Source organism: Flavobacterium hauense, assembly GCF_054457175.1.
The window spans coordinates 74,913-99,445 of sequence record NZ_JBTKVX010000016.1 but is presented as its reverse complement, the minus strand read 5'-3'; the positions used below and the strand labels follow the sequence as shown (position 1 = coordinate 99,445).

Below are 24,533 nucleotides of genomic sequence, written 5' to 3'. Positions count from 1 at the left end.
AATGGTACCTTAGCTCAGTTGGTAGAGCAATGGACTGAAAATCCATGTGTCCCTGGTTCGATTCCTGGAGGTACCACAACATAAAGAGCCCTTGAAACTTCAGGGGCTTTTTTATTCAAAAAGCCATGTGCTTTTTAGCAATACAAATACATAATGGTACCTTAGCTCAGTTGGTAGAGCAATGGACTGAAAATCCATGTGTCCCTGGTTCGATTCCTGGAGGTACCACTTTTAAAAGCCCCTGATACTTTCTGGGGCTTTTTTTATGGCTAAAGACAAGAAAAAGATTACAACATTTTACCGGATTAGTCGTTTATTCTGATACTTAAACCAATCATTATGAATCAAACTGACAATTCATCACATCCCGGATGGGGTTTCCTGAAGAAATTCCTCTTCCGCTTTTTCTTTGCACTCTGCGTTATTTCCATTTTCCCAATAGTATCCGGCCTACTCTGGCCACAAATCATTGAATGGACAAGCAATTACTTCTACAACGAAGCTGTCACCTCACATCCCAGCGGCAGTGGTGACACTTTGTATGATTTTTATGAGGTAACCATTAAATTCATCATCGCAGCGGTAGCAGCGCTGGTCTGGACAATTATTGACCGCAGGCGCAGCTCTTACAACACCCTTTTATATTGGCAGGAAGTTTACATTCGCTATTATCTGGGATATTTCCTTTTGGTATACGGCCTGATGAAAGTTATAAAGCTACAGTTTGGAGAACCTTTGTTATCAGCACTTTTAATACCATTGGGACAAAAATCACCTATGGGATTGGCATGGACCTTTATAGGTTTTTCCGACACTTATACCATATTTTCAGGATTATGCGAAGTAGTAGCCGCAGGACTTTTATTTTACCGAAAAACGAGGACTCTCGGAGCTTTACTATGTTTCGGGGTGATGTTCAATGTGTTTTTAATGAATATGAGCTATGATATTCCTGTAAAGCTGTTTTCTTTAAAACTAGTTATACTCGCCGGATTCCTTATAGGACTGGATTACAAAAGACTACTGAATGTTTTCATATTGAATAAAAATGTAGAACCTCAGCAAAGCCGCTCACCTTTTGATGATAAAACAGCTAATCTTGCCGTGCTGATTATTAAATGCCTGGCTCTTTTAGGCGGTTTTGGCTTTATGCTATTTACCAACCTGCAAAGCTATTCACTTTATGGAGATTCAGCACCTAAGCCCCCGATGTATGGCATTTATGAAATAGAAGAATTCATCCTTAACAAAGATACTATTGCACCAATGATAAACGACACCATCAGATGGCGCTATCTTGTTATCGAAAAAGATGACAAGGCCAATATCTTTACCATGCAATCAGCACACTACGATGACCTTCAGTTTTTCATCCCGAGGGCAGACACCCTAAAAAAAGAGCTGTTATTGCTAAACTATCAGGATTCTACTCAGGTAGCAAAACTGCGATATCATAAAACCGATGGTAAACATTACACCTTCAATGGTGTATTTAAAGGCGACACAATTAATTTGCGTACAATTAGAAAGGACGAAAATGATTTTCCACTAATGAGTAACAAGTTCAAGTGGATCAACGAATACCCTTATAACAGATAATAGAAACCCAAAAAAACCATCCGCTCAGCGGATGGTTTTTACTTTATATATTGTCAATACTATTATTCGGGTTCTATCTCAACTATCATTTCTACTTCTACCGCCCACCCGGATGGAAGGGAATTTACTCCTACTGCACTCCTCGCATGGCTGCCTGCCTCTCCAAAAACCTCATTCATCAGCAAAGAAAATCCGTCGATTACTTGTGGTTGATCTGTAAAATCAGGACTGTTGTTTACAAAACCGGTCACCTTAATGATTCTCTTTATTTTTGAGAGACTGCCCAGTTCTTTTTCAAGAATAGCCAATTGATGTATTGCACATAATCTAGCTGCTGCGCGGCCTTGCTCCACGGTTAAAGTACTACCAAGTTTACCTGTAACATAACTCCCATCAGGGTTTAGAGGGCCTTTCCCTGAAAGAAATATGAGATTCCCCGACTTTGTCATATTTAAATACTTATTACTATTCCCTTTTAAGGGCAGCACTACACCCAACTTGTTAAATTTATCATCAGACTTCGATTGACAGAAAGAACTGCCTGTTGCCATAAGCAAGGCGATTAGAACTAAGGTGCGAAACAGGAATTGCATTTATTATTTTTTAACTTCTACTGAAGCTTTGATTATTACATCAGCAACGGCTTGCGGCTGAGACATGTACACTACGTGACTGCCTTTTATTTCAGTAATTTTAGCGTTAGCTCTTTTATACATATTGCGTTGAATTTCAGGAAGTATAGCTCTGTCCTGAGTTGCCACTATACCATAAGACGGTTTTGTTTTCCAGGCAACTTCTGTCATTTTAGCGGCAATTGCCTGTGCATAGAACATACCTTGTGAAGCATACATAAAGTCAGCTTTCTCTTTAGGGATATCAGCACAGAAACCCGCATGGTATTTTGCTTTGTCATAATAAAGCACTCCTTTTTCGTCCGGCGCCAAAATACCATTTTCAGGAGAAGGAGGCATAGATTGTGCCCAATCAAGAGCCGATTCCCCTTTGTCAGGCTGGAAAGCAGCTATATAAACCAATGCAGCTACATTTTTATGATTACCCGCCTGTGTAATAACAGATCCTCCATAAGAATGTCCTGCTAATATAGTAGGTCCGTCCTGTCTGTCTAAAGCAGCTACAGTAGCCTTAACATCATCCTCTAGTGAACTCAAAGGATTCTGAACCACAGTAACATTGTACCCTTTTTTAGAAAGGATGTCATAAAGGGCATTGTAACCCGAACCATCTGCAAAAGCACCATGAACAAGCACTACGTTTTTAACAGGCTGCGATTTTTGCGCACTAACGCTGGTTACACCTAATGCCATTACAAGAAAAGTAAAAAGAATACTTTTGATTTTTTGAATTGAAGAATTTGCTTTCATAATTTTAAAGATTAAATTTTATTGTTGTTTTAATTACAGGACAAACTTACTTCAGTATAAAACATAAATCAAATTAATAATATTTACACATTATAAATTTAAATTATAAAAGTAAGTAGTAATAAAAAAAACCACCTGTTTACAGATGGTTTATAATAGTTGTAAAATTAATTGCTCTCAGCATATTTTTTAAAGTTGTCAAGTATTGCCTGCCAGCCTCCTTTTTGCATCTCAACCGGATTTTGGTTTTCCGCTTCAAAGACCACTGTTACCTTAGTCTTGTCATCCAGGCTTTCAAAATCGACTGACACCTGCCTCCCGTCTGCAATAGTATAGATGAAATTTTCATTATCAAGAACCTCTTCATACACAGCTTCAAAGTCAAAGCCCCAGCTTCCGTCTTTGGCCTCCATTCTTGAAGCATATTTCCCCCCTACTTTCATATCATTCTCGGCACTTGGACAATGCCAATCGTCAGACGCAAAATTCCATTTCGTAATATGCTCCGGGTTGGTATAGTAATCCCATACTTTATTTCTGTCAGCGGCTATTATAGCCTCTACTGTAATTTTTGTTGCAATCATATATTCCCCTTTATTACAGGTTATTCTTTAAACATTGGCGCATACTTAGCCCTGTTCTCATAAAGCACCCATAGATTGATTGCAAAAAACACTAACGCAATCGGCATTCCCGAGGTATCCGTAACCGTGTTTGTAAGCATTATACCCACCATAAGCGGAAATATCATCACGGCGGCAAAAGCACGTGTTTTAGGAATAATGAACAATACACCGGCAACAACCTCAACTACGCCCACAAGCGGCATCAGCCAGCCTATCTGCATAAAAGCGCCAAATGCTTTTTGAAGGCTTTCCGGCATATTTTCGGGCATTGGCATGTAATTAAAGAACTTGTTAAGCCCTGCATTGATAAACATCAGCCCAAACAACAGGCTTACTACAAAAAGGATCTTGTTTTTCATAATATAATTAATTGATTAGTTTATCCAATAAATCGTCCAGCCTTTCCAGAGTCGGCTTCATTCCTTCTTCCATACCCATCTGGATTACAGTCTCAGGACCATACAGCGAATTATATTCACAACCTATGATATAATTTCATCTATTCATTTTTAAGGCTAAGCAACACATCGTCAAGCTGGCTAAACTTGTCCTCCCAAATCTTCCGGAACTGTTCCAGCCATTTGTCAATTTCTTTCATTTTATCTACTTCAAGCTGATAATAAATTTCCCTGCCTCTATGTTCCTGTTTTATAAGATTGCACTCCACAAGAATCTTTAAATGTTTTGAAACAGCCTGCCGCGTAGTTTCAAAATGCTCCGCAAGTGCATTTGGTGTCATTGCCTGAAGAGCAATAAGTGTAATTATAGCCCTTCGGGTTGGATCGGCAATTGCCTGAAAAACATCTCTTCTCATATATCATTCATTATTATACTGAAAACTAAGCGAATGTAAATATAAGCAACTAAAGGGTTTCCTAAATACTTTTGCAAATATTAATTTTTACATCGTTATAAATTTCATCAATACTTCGATAAGAAAAGATTATGACAAACTAATTTATAGTTAGGAATCCTAACTATATTTGTATTGTAATTAATTTAATATAAATCATTATGGCAAAATCAGTTTTTTATCATGCAGGCTGCCCTGTATGTATTAGTGCAGAGCAGGACATTATTGCTCTTATTGGAGAATCGAATGTAGAAGTGGTGCATTTAGGCGATGCAAAACACAAAATTGCAGAAGCAGAAGCAGTAGGCGTTAAATCGGTACCAGCTTTGGTAACGCCAACCGGCAACGTACTTCACATCAACTTTGGTGCTTCAATGGAAGACGTTAAAGCATAACCCTCTAGATTATCAATTCTAAAACAGCGGTGACTTTTTTGTTACCGCTGTTTCTACCAAAAAATTAAACAGTATGAAAGTAGCAGTTTGGGACACCTATGTAACAAAAAAAGACGGGCAGGAAATGCATTTTGACATTCTGGCTCCGGATCACATTAATGACCTTGAAACGATTTATGGTTTTGGTAAAGATTATCTTGCCACCAAACAAGAAGAAAACAGCCCATTAAGTGCCAAAGAATGTAATTTCTGCCATATAGAAAAAGCTACCCCGGCAATGGAAGAAGCTATAAAAGCAAAAGGATACTACATTATAGAAATGGAAGGCTGTGAATAACATCCAAGTCAACATCAGCAGCATAAAGGCTCGTATAGAGCAAGCCAGCATAGCCTCCGGGAGAAATCCCGACGAGGTAAAGCTGTTACTGGCCGTAAAAACCGTACCGGCAGAAATTATTGCATTAGCCCTTGGCAGTAAAACAACCCTGATCGGCGAAAACAAAGTCCAGGAACTCAAATCAAAATATGATTATCTTGCAGGGAAGAATGCAGAATTTCATTTTATCGGGCATTTACAGACCAACAAGATCAAAGACGTTCTTAAATATGCCGACTGCATACAATCTGTAGACCGGCTGGATCTTGTACAGAAACTTGATCAACGACTTCAGCATGAAGGCCGGAGTCTGGATATTTTTATGCAGGTAAATACCTCTTATGAGGCGAGTAAATTTGGCGTGAGCCCGGAAAACGCAATCAATCTGGCAAAAGAAATAGCCAAATATGACACCTTAAAAGTAAAAGGACTTATGACAATCGGACTTTTTAGCGCCGAAGAAGAAAAAGTGCGCAGCTGTTTCAGAATGCTTAAACAAAAGCAATTACAGCTACAGGAACTCGGACTTCCAAATTTCAGCCTCAATGAACTTTCAATGGGGATGAGCCACGACTTTGAAGCCGCCATTGAAGAAGGTGCTACCATAGTAAGAGTAGGTACTGCTATCTTTGGCAGCAGAATATATCCGGACAGCTATTACTGGAATGAAAACAAAGAAATTAAATGACACCACTAAAAATCCATTATCTGCAACATGTAGACTTTGAAGGCCCCGGCTGCATTGAGCAATGGGCAATCGAAAAAGGACATAAGCTATCCGCTACAAAATTATACCTGAACGAATCTTTTCCTGAGCTTGCTGCTATAGACTGGCTTGTCATAATGGGAGGCCCCATGAGTGTTAACGATAGTAAGTCAATCAACTGGATAGATTCCGAAAAAGAATTTATCTCTAAAGCGATAAAAGCAGGGAAAATTGTCATTGGCATCTGTCTTGGGGCACAGCTTATTGTCTCAGTGCTTGGTGCGGCAGTTTATGCTAACACCCATAAAGAAATTGGATGGTTTCCTGTTTATAATCCTGACAACACACCTAACCTGCTTTTTCAGGAAAAAAATCTTCCCGTATTTCACTGGCATGGTGAAACCTTCGATCTTCCTGTCGGCGCAATGCTTTTAGCTTCAAGCGAAGGCTGCACAAACCAAGCATTCCTCTACGGTAATACGGTTTTAGGATTGCAATTTCATTTTGAAGTGACACCGGATACATTGCAACAAATGCTTACTTTTGGCAAAGAAGATATAGATGGCTCAAGATATACCCAACCTGCTGAATATATTCTGGAGCAGCAGTCACTCATAGCCGAAAGTAACAGGCGCATGTATACCATACTAAATCATTTCGAATCGTTATAAGCATGTCAGTATTTAACCTTAATATACAAAACGAAAACACCGACAACAAGATTGTTGCCGGCCTGGAACGTCTTTCGCATGTATTTAAGGCTTTACTATGGGACAAAGCAAAAGAACTGGGCCTTAGCCCTATCCAGATTCAGATACTTATTTTTTTACAATATCACTCCGCAGAAAAAAACACGGTAAGTTATCTCGCCAGAGAATTCAATATTACCAAACCCACAGTGAGTGATGCTGTTAAAAGCCTTGAACATAAAAAGCTGCTTGAAAAGATAAATGACACTAAAGATTCACGTAGTTATCATTTAAAGATCTCAAGCGAAGGAAAACAAGCGGTTAAAGCTGCGGAAGATTTTACCAATCCGTTCAGCCAGATAATAGCAGGTGTAACCGAAAATGATAAAGAAATACTCTGGAAAAACATTTCTGCCCTTATCAACACCTTAAACCGACAAGGCGTAATAACTGTGCAGCGTTCCTGTAAAAATTGTATCCACTTGGTACAAAACAATGGCGACTACTTTTGCAGTCTTTTGAAGCAGCCTCTTCAAACATCCGATCTTAGAATTGATTGCCCGGAATTTTCGCAGGCAGTATAAATTTCATCACTTCGTAATTTATCTGCTTTTTTGTAGTATTTTAGTACATAACTGTATACCAACTACATACTTATGATGCTAAAGCTACCTAACCCAGCCGTTTTTTATATGTATGTCCTACTCCTTGCCGGAGGATTCAGCGCGTTTGCTCAGGAAACAAATGAATCGGTAAAAGACACTACAAAGCCAGTCAGCGTTAGATATGGTTCCAAAGGTTTTGAATTTAAAACCGCAGATAATAAGTTTCTGTTACAAATACAAAGCAGACTGCAATTCAGGCTTTACACACCAACAGATCAGGATCCTCTGACGTATGATGATTACAACCCGGAAGATAACAAGACAGGATTAAAAATCAACCGGGCGCGCCTTAAAGTAGGCGGACATGCCTATGAGCCCTGGCTGAAATATTACTGGGAATATGAGCTATCGCAAAGCAATCTTCTTGATTTCAGGTTTATGCTTGAAAAATGGGATTTCTTAAGCTTGAAGGCAGGACAGTGGAAAGTAGAATTTACACAGGAACGTTTTATAAGCAGTGGCGAACAGCAGACAGTGGAGCGATCAATTATCAACAGGCCTTTTACTCTCGACAGGCAACAGGGAGCAACTGTATATGGCCATTTGAAGGGCAAAGGCATTATAGATTTCAATTACTGGGTTGCCGCACTTACTGGCACCGGACGCGGTAACACTGCTAATGATGACAGTAACCTCATGTATTTTGGAAGGCTTCAGTGGAATGCCTTTGGCAGAGATATCGAATTTGAAGGCAGCGACCTTGAATTTACACAAAAACCTACCGCCCGCATCGCAGCAGCAGTTGTTACCAACCGTAGCCCCTACACACGCTTTTCCCAGGCTGGTGGCGGTTCCCTTGAAGGCTTTGAAGACGGACTACCCGGCCAATACCGCGTCAATCAGTCAAATATTGAAACGGCATTCAAATACAAAGGATTCTCCTGGCAGAGCGAATGGCACCATAAAGAGATTATAGACAAGCTAAATGCCGACACCACCACAAAAATGAGCGGATATTATGTACAGGCCGGTTATTTTTTCCACGGGCTGTTCGAATGGTTCCCTAAAAAGCTTGAGATGGCAGCAAGGCATGCTACTTACAGGCCGAATGTGGATTTAAACCAAAACTCACAAAGTGAGACCTCAGTAGACTTCAACTGGTTCTTTAAAGGTCATAAATGCAAGCTAACCGCCGAAGGGAGTTATTTTGACTATCAGGACAAAACCCTCCCGCAGGAAAGCGGATGGAGAGCCCGCCTGCAACTGGATATTTCGTTTTAAACGCCGCTTATATTTCTCCCGTCATGAGTATATTTTCCTGAACGCCTTTGTTCTTAAGCATCCTGAAATGTGATCGTATTGCCGCATAAAAAGGATATGCCGTATAGGGCAAATCGTATTCTTTAGCGTATCGCATGATAATAGGAGTTATATAAGGATAGTAAGTATGTCCCACTGCAGGAAACAAATGATGCGCCACATGATGCGTAAAACCTCCGTATAAAAAGTTAGCCAGACGGCTGTTTGTACTAAAGTCTTTGGTTACTATCATTTGGTGCATCGCCCAGGTAGAAGACAGTTTCCCGTCTGCATCAGTCGGAGGAAAATTGGCATCTTCATCAACGTGGGTAGAGACCAGTGCCACAACCCCGATAACGCTACCGCATACATGCATGGCAAACCAGGCACCTAAAACAACATACCAATGTTGGTTCAGTACAAGCATGGGAACAAAAAGCAGATAAAATAAGTTGGTCGCTTTAGCTATAAAAAGCCGGTAAACTTCTTTTTGGGGAATATCAGTTATTCGTTTGACATAATTATTCTCCTTGCCAAAAAAATCTTTAAAATCCCTTATATACAACCAGTTCAGACTATACAGAGGATAAATGAACCACATATAGATATGTTGGTATTTATGATAATTCAATATAGGGCTGTTAGGAAATATACGGATGATGTCGCTTTGTTTAATATCAATATCCCAATCGGGTACATTTGGATAGGCATGATGCAGGCTTATGTGGCGGCGTATCCATAGCCAACGGTTACTACCAAAAAGCTCAAGCACATAGGTAAACATATCATTGTGCTTAGGTTTTTTAAACAATGCCCCATGAGCAGCATCATGAAAAGCATTGATAAAAAGCACTATCATCGTAACACCGCACAGCACATAAAAAAGATAAAGCAATAGAGTATTATTCCCGAAGAACAGAATGCAGGCGTAGAAAACAAAATACATTGCCAAAACACCTAAAGATTTAATTACATTATACCTGTATAATAATTCATTTTTTAAAACAGTCTCCTCCACCTCCTTATGCATCCTCTTAAAAAAATCATCTGTCCCGGCTTTAAGATAAACCGGCCTTTTTAATTTTTCCATGACTTTACAGCTTAGATTGTTACTCTCTCAAATTTAACAAAATAACTCTTAAAATTAACAGTTTTAGCACTGATTTAACAATCTCATATTGCCTTGATTTTTGTTTTACTAAATAGCTTTGAAGCCCATCGGCATTTCACTAATTTTGATGCTTATTTTTTCAGCTATGAACGAACTACATCTTGAGTCGAGCCCTTACCTGCTGCAACACGCTAACAACCCTATCAACTGGAAAGCCTGGAATCCGGCTGCCCTAGAAAAAGCACGTGCCGAAAACAAACTGATCATACTCAGCATCGGCTATTCTGCATGCCACTGGTGCCATGTTATGGAGCACGAAAGCTTTGAGGATGAAGAAGTAGCAACTGTAATGAATAAAGATTTTATTTCAATAAAAGTAGACCGCGAAGAACGCCCTGATGTTGACGCTACCTACATGAAGGCTGTACAACTAATGACAGGACAAGGCGGATGGCCCATGAATGCTGTACTTCTTCCTGATGGCAGACCGGTATGGGGCGGCACCTACTTCCGTAAAAATGCATGGATAGAATCGTTGCAACAATTACAAAACCTATATGAGACAGAACCTGAAAGGGTCACTGAGTATGCCGATAAACTATTGGCCGGTATTCATTCACTGGTATTACTGGGCGAAAACACAACCGGAGAAATAGCACATCCTGATAATATAAAGCCTATTATTGAAAAGTGGGCCAAAAGTTTCGATTGGGAATTTGGCGGATATGCCCGCGCTCCCAAATTCATGATGCCCAACAATTACCTTTTCCTGCAACGTTATGGTTTTCAGGAAAAAAGGCAGGACATCCTTGAATTTACTGATCTGACACTGAGCCGCATGGCATGGGGAGGCTTATTCGACACCGTTGACGGTGGCTTTTCTCGTTATTCCGTAGACATGAAGTGGCATGTGCCGCATTTTGAAAAAATGCTGTATGATAACGGCCAACTGATGAGCCTGTATGCCGAAGCTTACAAACGCACTCAGAATCCGCTATACAAAGAAGTAATAGAAAAAACACACCGTTTCCTGCAGAAGGAGCTGCTTGACAGTTCAGGTGGTTTTTACAGTGCGCTTGATGCCGACAGTCTTGATAAAAAAGGCCATCTTGAAGAAGGCGCTTTTTATGTATGGGAAAAACAAGAACTTAAAGATATTCTGAAAAATGATTTTGAACTGTTTTCAAAAGTATTCAACATAAACGAATTTGGATACTGGGAAGAAGGGCATTTTGTACTGATACAAAACGAAACAATTGAAAAGCTTGCTACCGATGCAGGTATCTCTGCCGATAGCCTTCATTCCAAAAAACAGGAGTGGGAGAAACTGCTGTATGACATACGTGAAAAACGATCCAAGCCCCGCCTGGACGACAAGATACTTACTTCATGGAATGCGGTTATGCTAAAAGGTTATGCAGATGCTTACAAAGCTTTGGGAAGCGAAGAATATCTTGCTGCCGCACGACGAAATGCATCATTTATTTGCGATAGCCTCTGGCATCCGGACGGGCATTTATGGCGAACCTATAAAAACGGAATCGCAAAAATAAACGGCTTCCTTGAAGATTATGCCTTAACAGCCGAGGCTTTCATTTCGCTTTATGAAGCGACTCTTGAAGAAAAATGGCTGCTTTACGCGAAACAGCTTACAGATTATTGTCTTGAAAATTTCTATAACGAGAATCAACAGTTCTTTGCCTATACATCTTCCAGGGAAGAACAGCTGATCGCCGCACACTTTGAGACCGAAGACAATGTGATACCTGCCTCCAATTCGGTTATGGCAAATGTATTATATAAGCTTAGTATTTTGTTTGACAATGGCTATTATGAAAAGGTCGCACTACAGATGTTATACCTTATCATCCCTAATCTCGATTATCCATCGGCATTTTCCAACTGGCTCAACCTATGGCTTGAGCTTTCAAACAAAAACAAAGAACTGGCAGTAACCGGCAAGAGTGCGGTTGAAAACATAAAGAAAATAAACAGCCATTACCTGCCAAATGTAATTATTGCAGGCTGTACAACCGAAAGCACAATACCTTTCCTTGCCAATCGTTTTGTAAACGACGAAGAGCTGTTCTATATTTGCCAGAATAAAGCCTGTGAGCTTCCAAAAAACACTATTGAAGAAACATTAAACGATTTATAATTACAATGATCCCTTTATTTTTAACCGAAATTAAAAACATAGACACCTATATTGCCGAGTTTGTAGACCATATAGTAGCTTTCATACCCAGCCTTATAACCGCAATAGCCATTTTTATTGGGGGTATAATAGCCATTAAAATATTACGTAAAGCAATAACACGAATCCTGAGTACCCGTGATATTGATTCAACCTTCTTAAAATTCATACTGGATGTATGTACATGGATAATAAGAGCAATGCTCTTTATTGCTATCATACAGCAATTAGGGGTAGAGACCTCTTCTTTTGTAGCTGCACTTGGTGCCGCAGGTTTAGCAGTAGGTTTGTCATTACAGGGTTCTTTATCAAATTTTGCAGGAGGCCTGCTAATCGTTTTGTTCAAACCTTTCCGTGTAGGCGATACTATTGAGGCGCAGGGACAATCCGGTACAGTACTAAGTATACAGATTTTCAGTACACAATTATTAACCGGAAATAATCAGGTGGTATATTTACCCAACGGAACATTATCTAACAACACCATAAAGAACTTTTCGCAGGAGCCGTTGCGCCGTGCAGAGATAGCTTTATCAGTAAGCTACAGCAGCGACCTGAAACTGGTTAAAGAAGTGATTCACTCTGTCATTGACCAGGATCAGAAAATATTAAAAACACCCGCACCAAGCATAGAAATAAAAGACCTTGCAGAAAACGCTATCATAATTAATGTACAACTATGGTCAGAACGCGCTCATCATGGAACCATGGTTTCAGATTTTTATGAGAACGTAAAATCAGCATTTGAATCATCTGGAATTCATATTCCATTCCCTCAAAGAGAGTTACACATAAGAGCCAACGAAAAGTTAAATTAGCAGCGCAATAATTTAGGCCATAGTACGTTAGTAGGAATGGCATATTTTTTGACTAGTATAATTAAGTTGAAAAAAAATGGCAAGTATATTTTTTAAAAAGTATATTTGCCCGCTATAAAAAAAATTGCAATAAAAAACTATTACCTAAAATGAAAAATTTAAAATTATTTTATGTTGCTGCATTTACTCTAACAGGAGTACTTGCAAACGCACAGGGAGCCAACCAGACTCCTGTTTATGGTGGACAGATAAGAACAGTGAAAGAAAAAAGCCAGGCGGCTACGGGATCAATGTTCATTAATGAAAAATATATGCCTGCAAAAGTCTCAAACCTTGACAAAACTGTACTGGTTCGCTACAATGCATACGCAGATAATTTTCAGATGAGTGACCCTATTGAAGGTACTGAAAAAGTAATTCCTCAGCAACCTGATGTTACGGTTACACTTATTCAAACAGGATATGTTTATTCTCTTCAACACTATAAGACCGAAAAAGAAGAAGAAAAAACAGGTTATTTAAGCCTTGTAAGCGATAATCCTAATGTAAAAATATTCAGAAAAGAAAGGATATTCCTTCAGTCTGAAGTATTTCCAGCAAGCAGTTACCAAACGTATAAGCCTGCAGCTTATAAAAAACTGGATAACGAGTTTTACATTCAGATTAAAGGCGGAGAAGCAGTGTTTTTCTCAAGCAAAAAAGATATTGCAAAACTTGTTCCTTCAAAAAGCAAAGAAATTCTTGACTTCATAAAAAAGAACAAGCTTGATCTGACAAAAGAAGGAGATTTAGAGCAATTGGGTGCTTATATGGACACCACGATCTAGTTCTGATTTTTACCGGAAACAATAAAATCTTTAAGATAAAAAGGTTCAAAATAAGCGACATCTACAGTGTCGCTTTTTTTGAACTTATCAAATGATATTGTTGCCATTTCTACAGATGACGGATACATAATGTCATGATAAACAAACCTGTCAGAAACAAGCACTTCGCGGCATTTTGCTGCACCGTCACCTACCAGATGAAGTGTGCCTGACAATTCTTGGAAAGAATCAGATACCAGTATTTCTGCTTTTGTATCACGAAGCTTAGTATGCTCTTTATCAAAAACAGCAGTATATGCCTCCATACGGCGCGCATCTATCATAGGAATGATAACACCTTCCTGAATGGATATCTTTCTGGCAAGAAGCTCCAGCGTTTCAATGGCTATTAACGGAATATTCAGTGCATAGCAAAGTCCCTTAGCCGCAGACACGCCAATGCGAAGCCCTGTATAAGAACCAGGGCCCATACTAACGGCAATAGCCGACAGGTCTTTAAATGTTATTTTTGCTTCCCGAAGAACATCTTCTATAAAAACATGTAGTTTTTCAGCATGGGCATAGCCCTCTCCTGCATATTCAGCAACAGCAACCGCCACACTATCTTTTGCAAGGCAAACGGAGCAGTTTTTTGTAGCTGTTTCAATATTTAAAATAAAAGCCATTCTCTATTTTACTTCTTTGTCTTTTGGTTTTACCCTAACCTTATCATTAGGGCCAAGTTCTTTAGATACTACAATATATGGACCTACTATCACTTCATCTCCTTTTTTAAGCCCTTTTACCACTTCAATATTTGTATCATCCTGTATACCTGTTGTAATTGGCCTCAATACAGCTTTATCACCAGATTTAACAAACACACATTCGTGTTTTTTTGTCGTTGTACCTTCTTTAAGTTCTTTTTCTTTTTCTCCCAGTTCGGCAACAATATCCTTTTTAACGCCTGTAGTATCAGATTTTACTACAACAGCACTGATAGGCACAGCAAGTACATTTGTCTTATTTTCTGTGATAATATCAACAGTGGCTGTCATCCCCGGTCTGAAAGGCGAATAATTAGCAGGCTTGCCTTTCGTCATATCTTCATATGACTCTTTCAATATCCTTACTTTAACTTTAAAGTTGGTAACCTGGTCAGCTGTAAGCTCGCTGCTTGCAGAATTCGATATACTTGTCACCACACCTTTGAATTGTTTTTTAAGGTAAGCATCAACTTCAATATTAGCTTCGTCTCCAATATCGATTTTAACGATGTCATTCTCATTAACATCTACTTCAACCTCCATATTGTTAAGGTTTGCCACCCTTAGTATTTCAGTTCCGGTCATTTGTTGGGTTCCCACAACACGCTCACCAAGCTCTGCATCGAGTTTAGAGATAGTTCCGTCTACCGGAGCATAAATTGTGGTCCTGTTAAGGTTATCTTTAGCCTCAGTAACTGTTGCGTTGGCACTTGCAACATTATAATAAGCAGATTGTTTTGAAGCAACAGCAACTTCATAAGCCGAAACAATTTTATCCCATTCCGATTTTGATATCACTCCTTTATCAAACAGGCGTTTGTTACGGTCATAGTTTGCTTTAGCCTCTTTCAGTTGTGCTTCAGACTGGCTTAAACCTGCCTTTGCAGTAGATAAAGATGCTGCAGTCCTGCTTAGTCCCGATTCGTATAAGTCAGGATTAATACGTACTAAAAGATCACCTTTTTTAATTGCCTGACCTTCTTTTATCGGAAGCTCTATGATCTCTCCTGAAACCTCAGACGATATTTTCACCTCTACCTCTGGCTGAACTTTTCCTGTTGCCGAAACTGTTTCTACAAGATTGATCTCTTTAACAACGGCAGTTTCAACTTCTTTTCCTTCTTCACTTTTGCCTACTACACCCGATTTTTTAAGCACAACAAGTAGCACAATAACTGCTACTAAACTGGCCAATAAAATATAAATTGTTTTTTTTGACATGATTAATTGTTTTGGTAGATTGGTATCCCGAAGTAAAACTCCAGTATTTTTACTTTAAATATAAAATCATATTTGGTACGCAATACTTCAGACTGCGCATTTACCGATAGTGTTTGTGCCTGATTAAGGTCAAACACATTGATAAGCCCAACTTCATAACGTTCCTTGGCATAAACCAGTGCCTCTGCCCTTGCTGCGTCTGCAGACACAGCAGCATCATAAGCCTTTAGAGCACCCTGAGCATCTGTAAATGCAGTATATACTCCGCGCTCAAGATCAAGACTCTGTTGGTCTAATGCCAGCTTGGACCTGTCGAAAGCTATTTTGTTACGTTGTACTGTATTTCGGGTACTGAAACCGTTTAGTATAGGTATGTTTAACTGGAAGCCATACGTGTGTCCCTTATAATCGTCTACCTGGCTCCAGAAAGGATCGGGAAGCGCCGAAGAAACCCTTGTGTTGAAATTATAGAAGGCACTAAGGCTTGGCTGGTAACCTCTTCTTGAAATTTTTATATCAGCTTCTGCAAGATCAAGGTTTGCCTGAGCAAGCTTAATCTCAGATCGCGTAGTTTTTGCCTTCTCAAAAATAGATTGTGGAGATTCAAGCAAAACCTTGCTGTCTTCTTTCTCATATTCTTCATCGGCAATATCAAACGTTTTGAAATCATCTAATTGAAGTAGTTGTGCCAGGCTAAGTTTAGATATCAGCAACTGGTTTTCGGCCTGTATTACTTTTTGCCTGTCAAGTTCCACAGTAGCATTGATATCTAAAAGATCACCACGCGGAATCTGTCCGCCTTCAAGAAGCTGTTGAGAACGCTCAGACTGCTTAATGTCTGTTGCTAGCTGTTGCTGTTGAACTTTCAGGTTCTCCCTGTTGAATAATATCTGCAGGTAGGCATTGGCAACATTAAGACTAATGTCGTCTTTCATTTTTTGCAGCTGATACTGCGAAGCCACAATTGCCATTTTAGACCTTTGAAAACGAAGCTGGTTCTGTAAACCCTTATATACGTCAACTTGGGCCGATCCGTTAAATGTAGTGTTAGCGGTAGTAAGTACCTGATTGATACCTGTAATCGGGTTTTGGTTAAGACCCACATTCCAGGAATGGTTTGCGGTCATGTTGACCGATGGTATAAAGCGGCCAATAGCATCGCTTTTATCTATTTCTGTAAGATTCAGGTCAAGTTCTGACTGTCTTACCGAAATGTTATTCTTAAGCGCATGCTCCACACATTCCTGTAAAGTCCACTTTTTGGACTGTGCCACAGCATTGCCCATAAAAAGTGACATTACAAAAACGAATATCACACAGAATTTGTTTTTCATAGATTTGATTGATGAGATTACAAATTTACCTAAATTATCTAACGCAGCTATACCAATTATATTTTTATTAGACTGATTCGTCCTAATTTTGTTACAAATAAAAACCTAATTTTGCCGCGATATTTATAAGTATAAAAATGAGAACCTTATTACTTTCAGGCCTGCTTGCTTTTTCGGCTCTTATTACGGGTTGTTCGACCACAAAAAGAATAGAAGCCCTAAAGCCGGAACCCAGCAACGATGCACCTTTAGTTTATCAAAGCACTACATCGTTCATTAACCTTCCCGTCTCTGTAACTATTGCCGATATAGAATCGCAGGTTAACAAACTGCTTACCGGAATTGTCTATGAAGATAAAAACATAGAAGATGACAATATCTCTATGCAGGTATGGAAAACCGCACCAATAAAATTTTCTGAACAAAGCGGAAAACTACAAGCTATCGTACCCATAAAAGTTACCGCAAACATACGTTACGGAACATCTGCCATGGGTATGAATTTATATGATACCCGAGAGGTAAACCTTGACGGGGTGGTTACTTTTAAAAGTAAAGTAGGCTTGTCCAACTGGAAAATGAAAACCGATACTACCATTGAATCCATAGACTGGAACGAAAGCCCGACCATTACTATTGCCGGAAAAAAAGTTCCTATAACCTACGCGATCAATCCATCGGTAAAGCTGTTTAAATCAAAAATAGAAAATAAGCTGGATGAGGCGATGGCCAAGACAATGGATTTTAAGCCGCAGGTTCTTGATGCGCTTGAGAAAATAAGCACACCTTTCCTTACCAGTGAACAATATGAAACATGGTTCAAACTTAACCCTGTTGAATTATATGTTACTGATGCCGTCCTGACTAAAAAACAGGTCACCATGGAAATGGGGCTTAAATGTACCATGGTTACTATGGTTGGACAAAAGCCCAAAAACACCTTCAGGAAAGAAGATGTGGTTTTAAAGGCTGTTTCTAAAATGCCCGACAATATCAGTGCAGTTGTAGCTGCAGTTTCAACTTATGACAGTGCTTCTAAAGTAATCACTAAAAACTTCCAGGGACAGGAATTTGGCTCAGGAAAGAGAAAGGTGACAGTCCAAAAAGTCGATCTTTGGAACAAAAACGGCAAAATGGTTGTTGCTCTCGATATGACAGGAAGCATTAACGGAACCATATACCTTACAGGATATCCTAATTACAATGCAGTAACCAAAGAAATTTACTTTGACCAGATGGATTATGTACTGGATACAAAAAGTACATTAATGAGAACAGCCAACTGGCTTGCAGAAGGTATTATACTTAAAAAAATACAGGAAAACTGCCGATACTCCATCAAGGATAATCTTGATCAGGGCAAGAAAAACCTTTTACCTTACCTGAATAACTATTCACCAATGCCGGGAATATTTGTAAACGGAACTCTGAACGATTTCGAATTCGACAAAGTAGAACTTACTAATAACGCCATCATTGCCTTTATAAAAGGATCAGGTAAAATGGACCTGAAAATTGACGGTATGAAATAATGACGTTATATAAGATTGAAAAAGCCACGATATTCGTGGCTTTTTTATTTCTATTCTTCTGCAGAAGCAGCTTTACTTTTCTTTCTAAGCCTGTATACTGCATAGCCCACAAGAGCCACTAACAGGTATGGAAATATCATCAGGTAAACGATACCGTCATTTACCGCCTCGGCTTTGACATTACCATCACTACTTGCAAGTGCAGCACGGCACATGGCACACTGAGCATTGGCTACAGATGAAAATAACATCAGCAGTAAGCCGTAAAAATATTGTTTAGTTGTTAAGCTCATGATAATAGATTTTAATGTGCATAATATGGAGCTATCATCAAATAGACTATAACACCCGTTACAGCTACGTATAACCACATAGGATAAGTGATCCTTGCCAGTTTCTTATGCCTTACAAAGCTTTTAGACAAAGCCCTTACATACGTAAGCAATACAAAAGGTATTATTATCACCGAAAGTAATATGTGCGTAAGCAGTATGAAGTAATAAACATATTTAATAGTTCCGCTTCCGCCAAACTTTGTAGATTCTGATGTCATGTGATAGGCTACATACATTGCAAGAAAAGCAACCGATAAACAGATCGCAAACTTCATTAGTTTTTCATGCAGGTCGCGCTTTCCGTTTTTAATAGCCCAAACAGCAGTAAACAACACCACGGCAGTGATACCGTTTATAGTTGCATAGATTGGAGGCAGGAAAGACAATGGCTTAACATCGAAACCAAGATCTTTAAGCTTCACAACCATTAGCAAGGCTACCACCAAAGGAATTGCCAATGACAGTATAATTATCCAAATATTATATTTTTTCTCTACAGCGTTAGAATTGTCCATTATTCTTCTAATAATTTTTTAATATCTTCTTTTATTGCTTTGACACCACTGTCTTCAAGGCCATCATAATACAGGATAGGATTATCATATTGATCTTTCCTGCATCGTATTTTACCTTCTTTATCAACCAATGCAAAAAGGCCTGAATGCTCGAATCCTCCTGCAGCGTTTTTATTGGCTCCTGCATAAAGGTTAAACCCTTTTTTAGCAAGGTCAAATATATAATCCCTGTCACCCGTTAAAAAATGCCAGTTGTAGTGTTTTACACCCAAATGATCTGCATGTTCTTTTAAAACCTTTGGTGTATCATATTCAGGATTTATTGAGATCGATGCGATACCAAATTCAGGATTGCCATAATATTCATTTTGCAAAAGCAGCATATTCTGGTTCATCTTAGGACAGATTGTAGGACAGGTGCTAAAGAAGAACTCTACAACATAAACCTTCCCCAGGTAATCTTTATCAGATATCTTTTTGTCATTCTGATCTGTCAGCTCAAAAGCCGGAACAGGCCCTATCTCGACCAGATCAGATTTCATGAATCTGTCAACGATCTTCGGAACTGCCCAGATACCAAATATCAAAACGATAAACGATATCCCTATATATGAATATTTATTTTTCATGATTATATTTCTCTCTTTACCTCTTTCTCTCCGTTATTCTTTTTCAAAGCAAGACGATATTCCCTAAGCACAATTTTAATATCATCCGTCATTTCATTGTGTAGTTCGGCAGCAAGGAAAGAATTATAGCCATCCCTGAATTCATACTTCCCTGTCTTTTTGTCTTTAGTTTTACCATCCCTGCCTCGCAGCCTTTTCTCTTTATCTACAATATATAAAAAGTAAGTACCATTATCTGCATCTAAAGGCTCTTTAGATTTAAGTGATTCATGGAAGGCTTTTATCTCCTCCGGGCTTACAAATAAGAATCTCCAGTTAGAGATATCAGCCATCACTTTAAGATCAGCCATTACCTTTTCAACCTCCTGCTGCTCGCCTTCAGGCAGCAGCATTACGATCTGGAAATCAGTAAAGCCTTTGTATTTGTTATTTATCTTTTCATTGATGTTAAAGACAGTTTCTTTTTTCCTGGTGATATTATCGCCAAGAAAACCAACTATACTGATACTCCCCTGCAACGAGACCGGTTTATTATCAAGAGTGCTACCCGATGGAAGTTCGTTTACATTTTTTGTAATAACGGGCAGGAAAAGGGAATTATGCTTTGCAAGAGAGAAATAGATATAACACGAAAGTGGTAATATGAACAGAACTATAAGAACAATTTTCTTTTTCATGGTAATAGGCAAAAGTGTGCAGTGCAAAATTAAAAAAAGGCGGTTTAAAAACCGCCTTTTTTATAATAATGTGTTATTAGAATATCCACTTATAATTGTGAGACGTCGTAAACACTTCATAAACATAATTACCTTCTATCAGCAAGATGAACACTAAATAGATAATTAGGAATACTAACGGGGCCACAATAGACCACCTTAAGCTCGCTTTTTCTCCTTCAAGGTGCATGAACGCCCACATAATGTAGTATGCTTTAACTATAGTAAGGATGATGAATAACCAGTTTAACAGGTTCATCTGGAAAAGATGTGAGTCGTGAAGGAAAGCAGGTTTATATATACCAAATGCAACCTCGACAATTGTTATTATTGATAACAAAAAGAAAACTTTCCAAATTCTTCCCGTATTAGATTCGTGCGTATGTGCCATGATAAATTCTTTTAATAATTAAACAAGATAGAAGAATGTAAATACAAATACCCACACTAAATCTACAAAGTGCCAGTAAAGACCAACTTTCTCAACCATTTCGTAGCTTCTTCTCTTTTCGTAAGTACCAAGTATTACATTAAGGAATATCAATACATTGATCATTACACCCGAGAATACGTGGAAACCGTGGAATCCTGTAATGAAGAAGAAGAAATTAGCAAACAGCTTGTGCCCGTACTCATTTCTTATAAGGTTTGCACCTTCAACAACGATAGTTGCCTCTTCAATTTTCTTAACTGACTGCTCTCTTGTTAATACTTCTTTATGTTTCTTAACGATCTTTTCAGTTCTTATAAGAACTTCAGGATGTGCTAAAAGACCAGCTTTGATTTCTTCTACAGAATATGTTGGCAATGCTGCGTTTTCTTCAAACCAAATACCATTGCTTCTCACTTTGTTTACACGATCAGTTGGAAGATCAGCTGCGAAATCAGCTAAAGCAACTCTTTCGAATTTTCCGTTTTCGCCTGCTTTAACAAACTGAAGGATAGCTCCTCCTTTAGTTTCAACAGCACCAAATTCTCCTTTGATGAAGTTTTTCCATTCCCATGCCTGAGAACCTAGGAAAATAAAACCACCAACTATAGTAAGCAGCATATAAACTGCAACTTTAGTTTTTTTCAGGTGGTGCCCTGCGTCAACCGCAAGTACCATCGTTACCGATGAAAAGATAAGTATAAATGTCATGAATGCCACATAGTACATTGGTGCATCAACACCATGCATGAACGGAAAGTGGTTAAACACTTCGTCGGCTATTGGCCAAGTTTCAATGAATTTAAATCTAGAAAAACCGTAAGCTGCAAGAAATCCTGAGAAAGTAAGGGCATCTGATACGATAAAAAACCACATCATCATTTTGCCATAACTTGCTCCCATTGGCTCATTGCCTCCGTCCCATGTTTTACCTGTAGTAGCTGTTGTAGTAACTGTCGCTGCCATATAAAGTTATTGGTTAAAAAGTTTCCAAATTTACACTATTTTTTCTATTAATAGAAATAGAAAAATAAAAACAAATATACCCATAAAATATCAAGAAAGTGCCAAAACATTGCACCCAACTCTATTCCAAGGGTTTGAGAAGAACTGTATTTTTGTTTAAAATGATTATAAATTACGATAAGCAGTACAATAAGCCCCGCAAACAGGTGAGCAAGGTGCACAACCGCCACTATATATAGGAAAGAAGTAGTAACTGTACTCTCCGGACCCGTAAAATAATACCCTTCTTTTATTACTTGCGCAAAACCATTAAACTGAGCAACTACAAAGCCAATTCCCAAAACAAGTGTAGCTAGAAGCCATGTTGTGGTTGCCTGCCTGTCATTCTTTTTTATTGCCAGTTTAGCCATGTGAAAAGTAACACTGCTCGCTAAGATCACAATTGTGCTTATGATAAATGCATTAGGCAAAATAAAATCTTTAAGCCAGTCAGGCCTTGAAGTACTTACCACATAGGCACTGGTTAATCCTGCAAACATCATGAACATACTGATCATGGCAAACCATAACAGCATCTTTTTAGAACGGGCATTCCTTTCGTTATGCTCTTTAAGAGACATTTCCATATATTATCGTATAAATTTATCTAAAACATATATTACCTGAAGCAGTGATATATAAGACACACTCACCAACATCAGTTTCTTTGCCGCCGCCGCATCCATCTGCTTGTACAATTTCACGGCATATACAAGCATCCACAACCCGGCAAAGAAAACCAGGATTGCTGAAACTATGCTTAACTTTAGCTCTCCAGTAAAACCGGTTACCGGCAACAAAGACGCTACAATTAGCCAAACGGTGTATAATATGGTCTGCAAAGCCGTTTTCTTATCTTTTTTCCCTGTAGGAAGCATAAAGAAGCCTGCTTTTTTATAATCGTCAAACAAAAACCAGCCTATTGCCCAGAAGTGAGGGAATTGCCAAAAGAACTGCACAAGGAATAGTGTACCCGCCTCAACACCAAACTCACCTGTCGCTGCTACCCATCCTAACATGAAAGGTATAGCACCCGGAAAAGCACCAACAAAAACTGCCAAAGGCGTTTTAGTTTTTAAAGGTGTATAGATACTGGTATATAAAAAGATTGAAACCGCACCAAACATTGCGGTCTTAGGATTGATGCTATATAATATCGCAATACCGATAACCGTAAGCAGAGCCCCCAGGATAAAAGCAGACCTAACCGACACTTTCCCTGAAGGAACCGGACGGTTTTTAGTCCTGTCCATAAGTGCGTCGAGATCTTTTTCGATGATTTGGTTAAAAACATTAGAGGCACCTACCATACAGTAACCACCTACAGTAAGAAGAACTAATGTTAACCAGCTAAAAGGATTGTATTCCGAGAATCCCAAAAGATATCCTGCCACTGATGAGAAAACAACACTTATAGCCAGCCTGGCTTTAGTAATTGCTACAAAATCTGCAAAAAGTGATTTAAGGGATATTTGATTTTCGTGAGCGTTCAAAATGACTTTCATTATGTTTCAAAAACTGCCGCAAAGATACTCCAAAAATTAGTTTTACTTCAAAGGCATCCTAAAAAAGAAACATTATAAATAAAATAAAAAAATCTTGCCTTAACGCAACCTTTTCAAACTTCACGCATCTTATAAATGTAATCACTTCACAAAAGGGTTTACAGTAAAGTTAAGTTGCTACTGAAAAGGAATAAATTTCGTTGGGAAACATTGATATGAAAAAGAAATAAAATCCGCTTACGAAATTTGCTATGAAAAAGGAAAACCTTCCCAATTGGGAAGGTTTATTTTTTTAGTACCCTCCGTCGGTCGCAGCACCAGTAACTATAGCTTTTGCAGAAGATGTACCTATACGCTTAACTCCTAAAGTAATCATCTGTTGCGCTTCCTCCAGGGTTCGTACTCCACCCGCAGCCTTAACCGGTAAAGGATATGAATTTTCAAGCATCAGCTTAATCCCGGAAATTGTGGCTCCGTTGGGGATTCCGTCACGGGTTTTATAAAAACCTGTAGATGATTTCAAAAACACATGCGAATAGCTCCTTTCGTCAAAATTTGACAGCACAATATTTTTAACCAATGCACATAACTGCACAATCTGATGATCATCCAACGCGGCAATTTCAATGATCCATTTAATGATTTTACCATATTCCAATCCTAAACGGGTACATTCGAGCACCTCGTTTTTTACCGAGGCGCTGTTTCCTTTCTTAAAACCTTCGTAATCCAGCACAAAATCAAGATCATCGGCACCATCAGCAATAGCCTGTCGCGCTTCGATAAGCTTTTTTTCAAGGCCGCCATCACCAAACGGAAAATCAATCACAGTCCCAACATTCACTTTAGAATTGACTTCAAGGATCATTTGATAAGCGATAGGCACCATTTCAGGACGGATCATTACAAGCTTATAATGACCTTCTATAGCTTCACTAATCGTATCTCTGACTACCGTAAGATTATCCTCTTCAGATATCCCGGCCTGATCTGAAGTCTTTAAATAAGTTGAATCTAAATATTGCCTGATGTCCATAATTGTATCGAAATAAAAATCCCCTTCCAAAAATGGAAAGGGATCC

General features: G+C 38.8%; 29 protein-coding genes and 2 tRNA genes. 13 read left to right on the top strand and 18 right to left on the bottom strand.

The window, feature by feature from the left end; all coding sequences use genetic code 11:
• Positions 1-3 precede the first annotated feature (3 nt).
• The 3 genes from ACX0HA_RS12840 to ACX0HA_RS12830 all read left to right on the top strand — a co-directional run bounded on the left by ACX0HA_RS12840 (position 4) and on the right by ACX0HA_RS12830 (position 1,599).
• Positions 4-76 (top strand) — tRNA-Phe (locus ACX0HA_RS12840).
• A gap of 79 nt (positions 77-155) precedes the next feature.
• Positions 156-228: transfer RNA gene (locus ACX0HA_RS12835), tRNA-Phe, on the top strand.
• Positions 229-339: 111 nt separating this feature from the next.
• Positions 340-1,599 carry a hypothetical protein gene (locus tag ACX0HA_RS12830; RefSeq protein WP_458845692.1) on the top strand — a complete coding sequence of 420 codons (1,260 nt, stop codon included), beginning with the start codon at positions 340-342 and terminating at the stop codon, positions 1,597-1,599.
• Between the two features lie 62 nt (positions 1,600-1,661).
• On the opposite strand, the gene ACX0HA_RS12825 is transcribed toward ACX0HA_RS12830, so the two are convergent.
• The 5 genes from ACX0HA_RS12825 to ACX0HA_RS12805 all read right to left on the bottom strand — a co-directional run bounded on the left by ACX0HA_RS12825 (position 1,662) and on the right by ACX0HA_RS12805 (position 4,421).
• Complete coding sequence (locus ACX0HA_RS12825) at positions 1,662-2,150, bottom strand: RidA family protein (protein ID WP_458845694.1); 489 nt, start codon at positions 2,148-2,150, stop codon at positions 1,662-1,664.
• Between the two features lie 45 nt (positions 2,151-2,195).
• Complete coding sequence (locus ACX0HA_RS12820; RefSeq protein WP_458845691.1) at positions 2,196-2,981, bottom strand: alpha/beta hydrolase; 786 nt, start codon at positions 2,979-2,981, stop codon at positions 2,196-2,198.
• 167 nt (positions 2,982-3,148) lie between these two features.
• On the bottom strand, positions 3,149-3,565 hold the full coding sequence (locus tag ACX0HA_RS12815) for an SRPBCC family protein (RefSeq protein ID WP_458845690.1): 417 nt from the start codon (positions 3,563-3,565) through the stop codon (positions 3,149-3,151).
• Between the two features lie 20 nt (positions 3,566-3,585).
• Positions 3,586-3,966 (bottom strand): MauE/DoxX family redox-associated membrane protein, encoded by a 381-nt coding sequence (locus tag ACX0HA_RS12810; RefSeq protein ID WP_458845689.1) that lies wholly within the window; start codon positions 3,964-3,966, stop codon positions 3,586-3,588.
• A gap of 140 nt (positions 3,967-4,106) precedes the next feature.
• Entirely contained in the window at positions 4,107-4,421 is a 315-nt protein-coding gene (locus ACX0HA_RS12805) for an ArsR/SmtB family transcription factor (RefSeq protein WP_458845688.1), read from the bottom strand.
• Positions 4,422-4,621: 200 nt separating this feature from the next.
• Between ACX0HA_RS12805 and ACX0HA_RS12800 the strand changes: the two genes are divergently transcribed.
• The 6 genes from ACX0HA_RS12800 (at position 4,622) to ACX0HA_RS12775 (ending at position 8,512) form a co-directional block, all read left to right on the top strand.
• Entirely contained in the window at positions 4,622-4,855 is a 234-nt protein-coding gene (locus ACX0HA_RS12800) for a thioredoxin family protein (protein WP_458845687.1), read from the top strand.
• Between the two features lie 73 nt (positions 4,856-4,928).
• The gene (locus ACX0HA_RS12795) at positions 4,929-5,192 is read left to right on the top strand and encodes a DUF2024 family protein (protein ID WP_458845686.1); all 264 of its coding nucleotides are present in this window, start codon (positions 4,929-4,931) and stop codon (positions 5,190-5,192) included.
• Positions 5,185-5,919, top strand: a complete 735-nt coding sequence (locus ACX0HA_RS12790) for a YggS family pyridoxal phosphate-dependent enzyme (RefSeq protein ID WP_458845685.1) — start codon at positions 5,185-5,187, stop codon at positions 5,917-5,919. The genes ACX0HA_RS12795 and ACX0HA_RS12790 overlap by 8 nt, the downstream gene beginning before the upstream one ends.
• Positions 5,916-6,608, top strand: coding sequence for a type 1 glutamine amidotransferase (locus ACX0HA_RS12785; protein WP_458845684.1), 693 nt, complete (start codon positions 5,916-5,918; stop codon positions 6,606-6,608). Before ACX0HA_RS12790 ends, ACX0HA_RS12785 begins: the two co-directional genes overlap by 4 nt.
• Positions 6,609-6,610: 2 nt before the next feature.
• Positions 6,611-7,210 (top strand): MarR family winged helix-turn-helix transcriptional regulator, encoded by a 600-nt coding sequence (locus tag ACX0HA_RS12780; protein WP_458845683.1) that lies wholly within the window; start codon positions 6,611-6,613, stop codon positions 7,208-7,210.
• Between the two features lie 72 nt (positions 7,211-7,282).
• The gene (locus ACX0HA_RS12775; RefSeq protein WP_458845682.1) at positions 7,283-8,512 is read left to right on the top strand and encodes an OprO/OprP family phosphate-selective porin; all 1,230 of its coding nucleotides are present in this window, start codon (positions 7,283-7,285) and stop codon (positions 8,510-8,512) included.
• Positions 8,513-8,519: 7 nt separating this feature from the next.
• Here ACX0HA_RS12775 and ACX0HA_RS12770 read toward each other — a convergent pair whose 3' ends face one another.
• A complete protein-coding gene (locus ACX0HA_RS12770) occupies positions 8,520-9,620 on the bottom strand; it encodes a fatty acid desaturase family protein (RefSeq protein WP_458845681.1) in 1,101 nt (366 codons plus the stop codon).
• A 166-nt stretch (positions 9,621-9,786) separates the two neighbouring features.
• Here ACX0HA_RS12770 and ACX0HA_RS12765 point away from each other — a divergent pair, with 166 nt between their 5' ends.
• The 3 genes from ACX0HA_RS12765 (at position 9,787) to ACX0HA_RS12755 (ending at position 13,483) form a co-directional block, all read left to right on the top strand.
• The gene (locus ACX0HA_RS12765; RefSeq protein WP_458845680.1) at positions 9,787-11,799 is read left to right on the top strand and encodes a thioredoxin domain-containing protein; all 2,013 of its coding nucleotides are present in this window, start codon (positions 9,787-9,789) and stop codon (positions 11,797-11,799) included.
• Between the two features lie 5 nt (positions 11,800-11,804).
• Positions 11,805-12,656: a mechanosensitive ion channel family protein gene (locus ACX0HA_RS12760; RefSeq protein WP_458845679.1), complete on the top strand. Its 852-nt coding sequence runs from the start codon at positions 11,805-11,807 to the stop codon at positions 12,654-12,656.
• A gap of 149 nt (positions 12,657-12,805) precedes the next feature.
• A complete protein-coding gene (locus ACX0HA_RS12755; RefSeq protein WP_458845678.1) occupies positions 12,806-13,483 on the top strand; it encodes a hypothetical protein in 678 nt (225 codons plus the stop codon).
• On the opposite strand, the gene tsaB is transcribed toward ACX0HA_RS12755, so the two are convergent.
• The 3 genes from tsaB to ACX0HA_RS12740 are packed head-to-tail and all read right to left on the bottom strand — an operon-like array spanning position 13,480 to position 16,784.
• A complete protein-coding gene (gene tsaB / locus ACX0HA_RS12750) occupies positions 13,480-14,148 on the bottom strand; it encodes a tRNA (adenosine(37)-N6)-threonylcarbamoyltransferase complex dimerization subunit type 1 TsaB (protein ID WP_458845677.1) in 669 nt (222 codons plus the stop codon). The genes ACX0HA_RS12755 and tsaB overlap by 4 nt on opposite strands.
• A 3-nt stretch (positions 14,149-14,151) precedes the next feature.
• Positions 14,152-15,450 carry an efflux RND transporter periplasmic adaptor subunit gene (locus ACX0HA_RS12745; RefSeq protein ID WP_458845676.1) on the bottom strand — a complete coding sequence of 433 codons (1,299 nt, stop codon included), beginning with the start codon at positions 15,448-15,450 and terminating at the stop codon, positions 14,152-14,154.
• Between the two features lie 2 nt (positions 15,451-15,452).
• A complete protein-coding gene (locus ACX0HA_RS12740; RefSeq protein ID WP_458845675.1) occupies positions 15,453-16,784 on the bottom strand; it encodes a TolC family protein in 1,332 nt (443 codons plus the stop codon).
• A 137-nt stretch (positions 16,785-16,921) separates the two neighbouring features.
• Here ACX0HA_RS12740 and ACX0HA_RS12735 point away from each other — a divergent pair, with 137 nt between their 5' ends.
• A complete protein-coding gene (locus ACX0HA_RS12735; RefSeq protein WP_458845674.1) occupies positions 16,922-18,316 on the top strand; it encodes a DUF4403 family protein in 1,395 nt (464 codons plus the stop codon).
• A gap of 50 nt (positions 18,317-18,366) precedes the next feature.
• Here ACX0HA_RS12735 and ACX0HA_RS12730 read toward each other — a convergent pair whose 3' ends face one another.
• The 9 genes from ACX0HA_RS12730 to deoC form a co-directional block, all read right to left on the bottom strand.
• The gene (locus tag ACX0HA_RS12730) at positions 18,367-18,609 is read right to left on the bottom strand and encodes a hypothetical protein (protein ID WP_458845673.1); all 243 of its coding nucleotides are present in this window, start codon (positions 18,607-18,609) and stop codon (positions 18,367-18,369) included.
• Between the two features lie 11 nt (positions 18,610-18,620).
• Positions 18,621-19,166, bottom strand: a complete 546-nt coding sequence (locus ACX0HA_RS12725) for a DUF420 domain-containing protein (RefSeq protein ID WP_458845672.1) — start codon at positions 19,164-19,166, stop codon at positions 18,621-18,623.
• Positions 19,166-19,795, bottom strand: coding sequence for an SCO family protein (locus ACX0HA_RS12720; protein WP_458845671.1), 630 nt, complete (start codon positions 19,793-19,795; stop codon positions 19,166-19,168). Before ACX0HA_RS12720 ends, ACX0HA_RS12725 begins: the two co-directional genes overlap by 1 nt.
• A gap of 2 nt (positions 19,796-19,797) precedes the next feature.
• Positions 19,798-20,472, bottom strand: coding sequence for a hypothetical protein (locus ACX0HA_RS12715; protein WP_458845670.1), 675 nt, complete (start codon positions 20,470-20,472; stop codon positions 19,798-19,800).
• Between the two features lie 76 nt (positions 20,473-20,548).
• On the bottom strand, positions 20,549-20,902 hold the full coding sequence (locus tag ACX0HA_RS12710) for a cytochrome C oxidase subunit IV family protein (protein WP_458845669.1): 354 nt from the start codon (positions 20,900-20,902) through the stop codon (positions 20,549-20,551).
• 18 nt (positions 20,903-20,920) lie between these two features.
• A complete protein-coding gene (locus ACX0HA_RS12705; RefSeq protein WP_458845668.1) occupies positions 20,921-21,907 on the bottom strand; it encodes a cytochrome c oxidase subunit 3 in 987 nt (328 codons plus the stop codon).
• A gap of 47 nt (positions 21,908-21,954) precedes the next feature.
• Positions 21,955-22,533 (bottom strand): cytochrome c oxidase subunit 3, encoded by a 579-nt coding sequence (locus ACX0HA_RS12700; RefSeq protein WP_458845667.1) that lies wholly within the window; start codon positions 22,531-22,533, stop codon positions 21,955-21,957.
• Between the two features lie 3 nt (positions 22,534-22,536).
• Positions 22,537-23,439 carry a heme o synthase gene (cyoE, locus tag ACX0HA_RS12695; protein ID WP_458845693.1) on the bottom strand — a complete coding sequence of 301 codons (903 nt, stop codon included), beginning with the start codon at positions 23,437-23,439 and terminating at the stop codon, positions 22,537-22,539.
• Positions 23,440-23,743: 304 nt separating this feature from the next.
• Positions 23,744-24,487: a deoxyribose-phosphate aldolase gene (gene deoC / locus ACX0HA_RS12690; RefSeq protein WP_458845666.1), complete on the bottom strand. Its 744-nt coding sequence runs from the start codon at positions 24,485-24,487 to the stop codon at positions 23,744-23,746.
• Between the last annotated feature and the right edge of the window lie 46 nt (positions 24,488-24,533).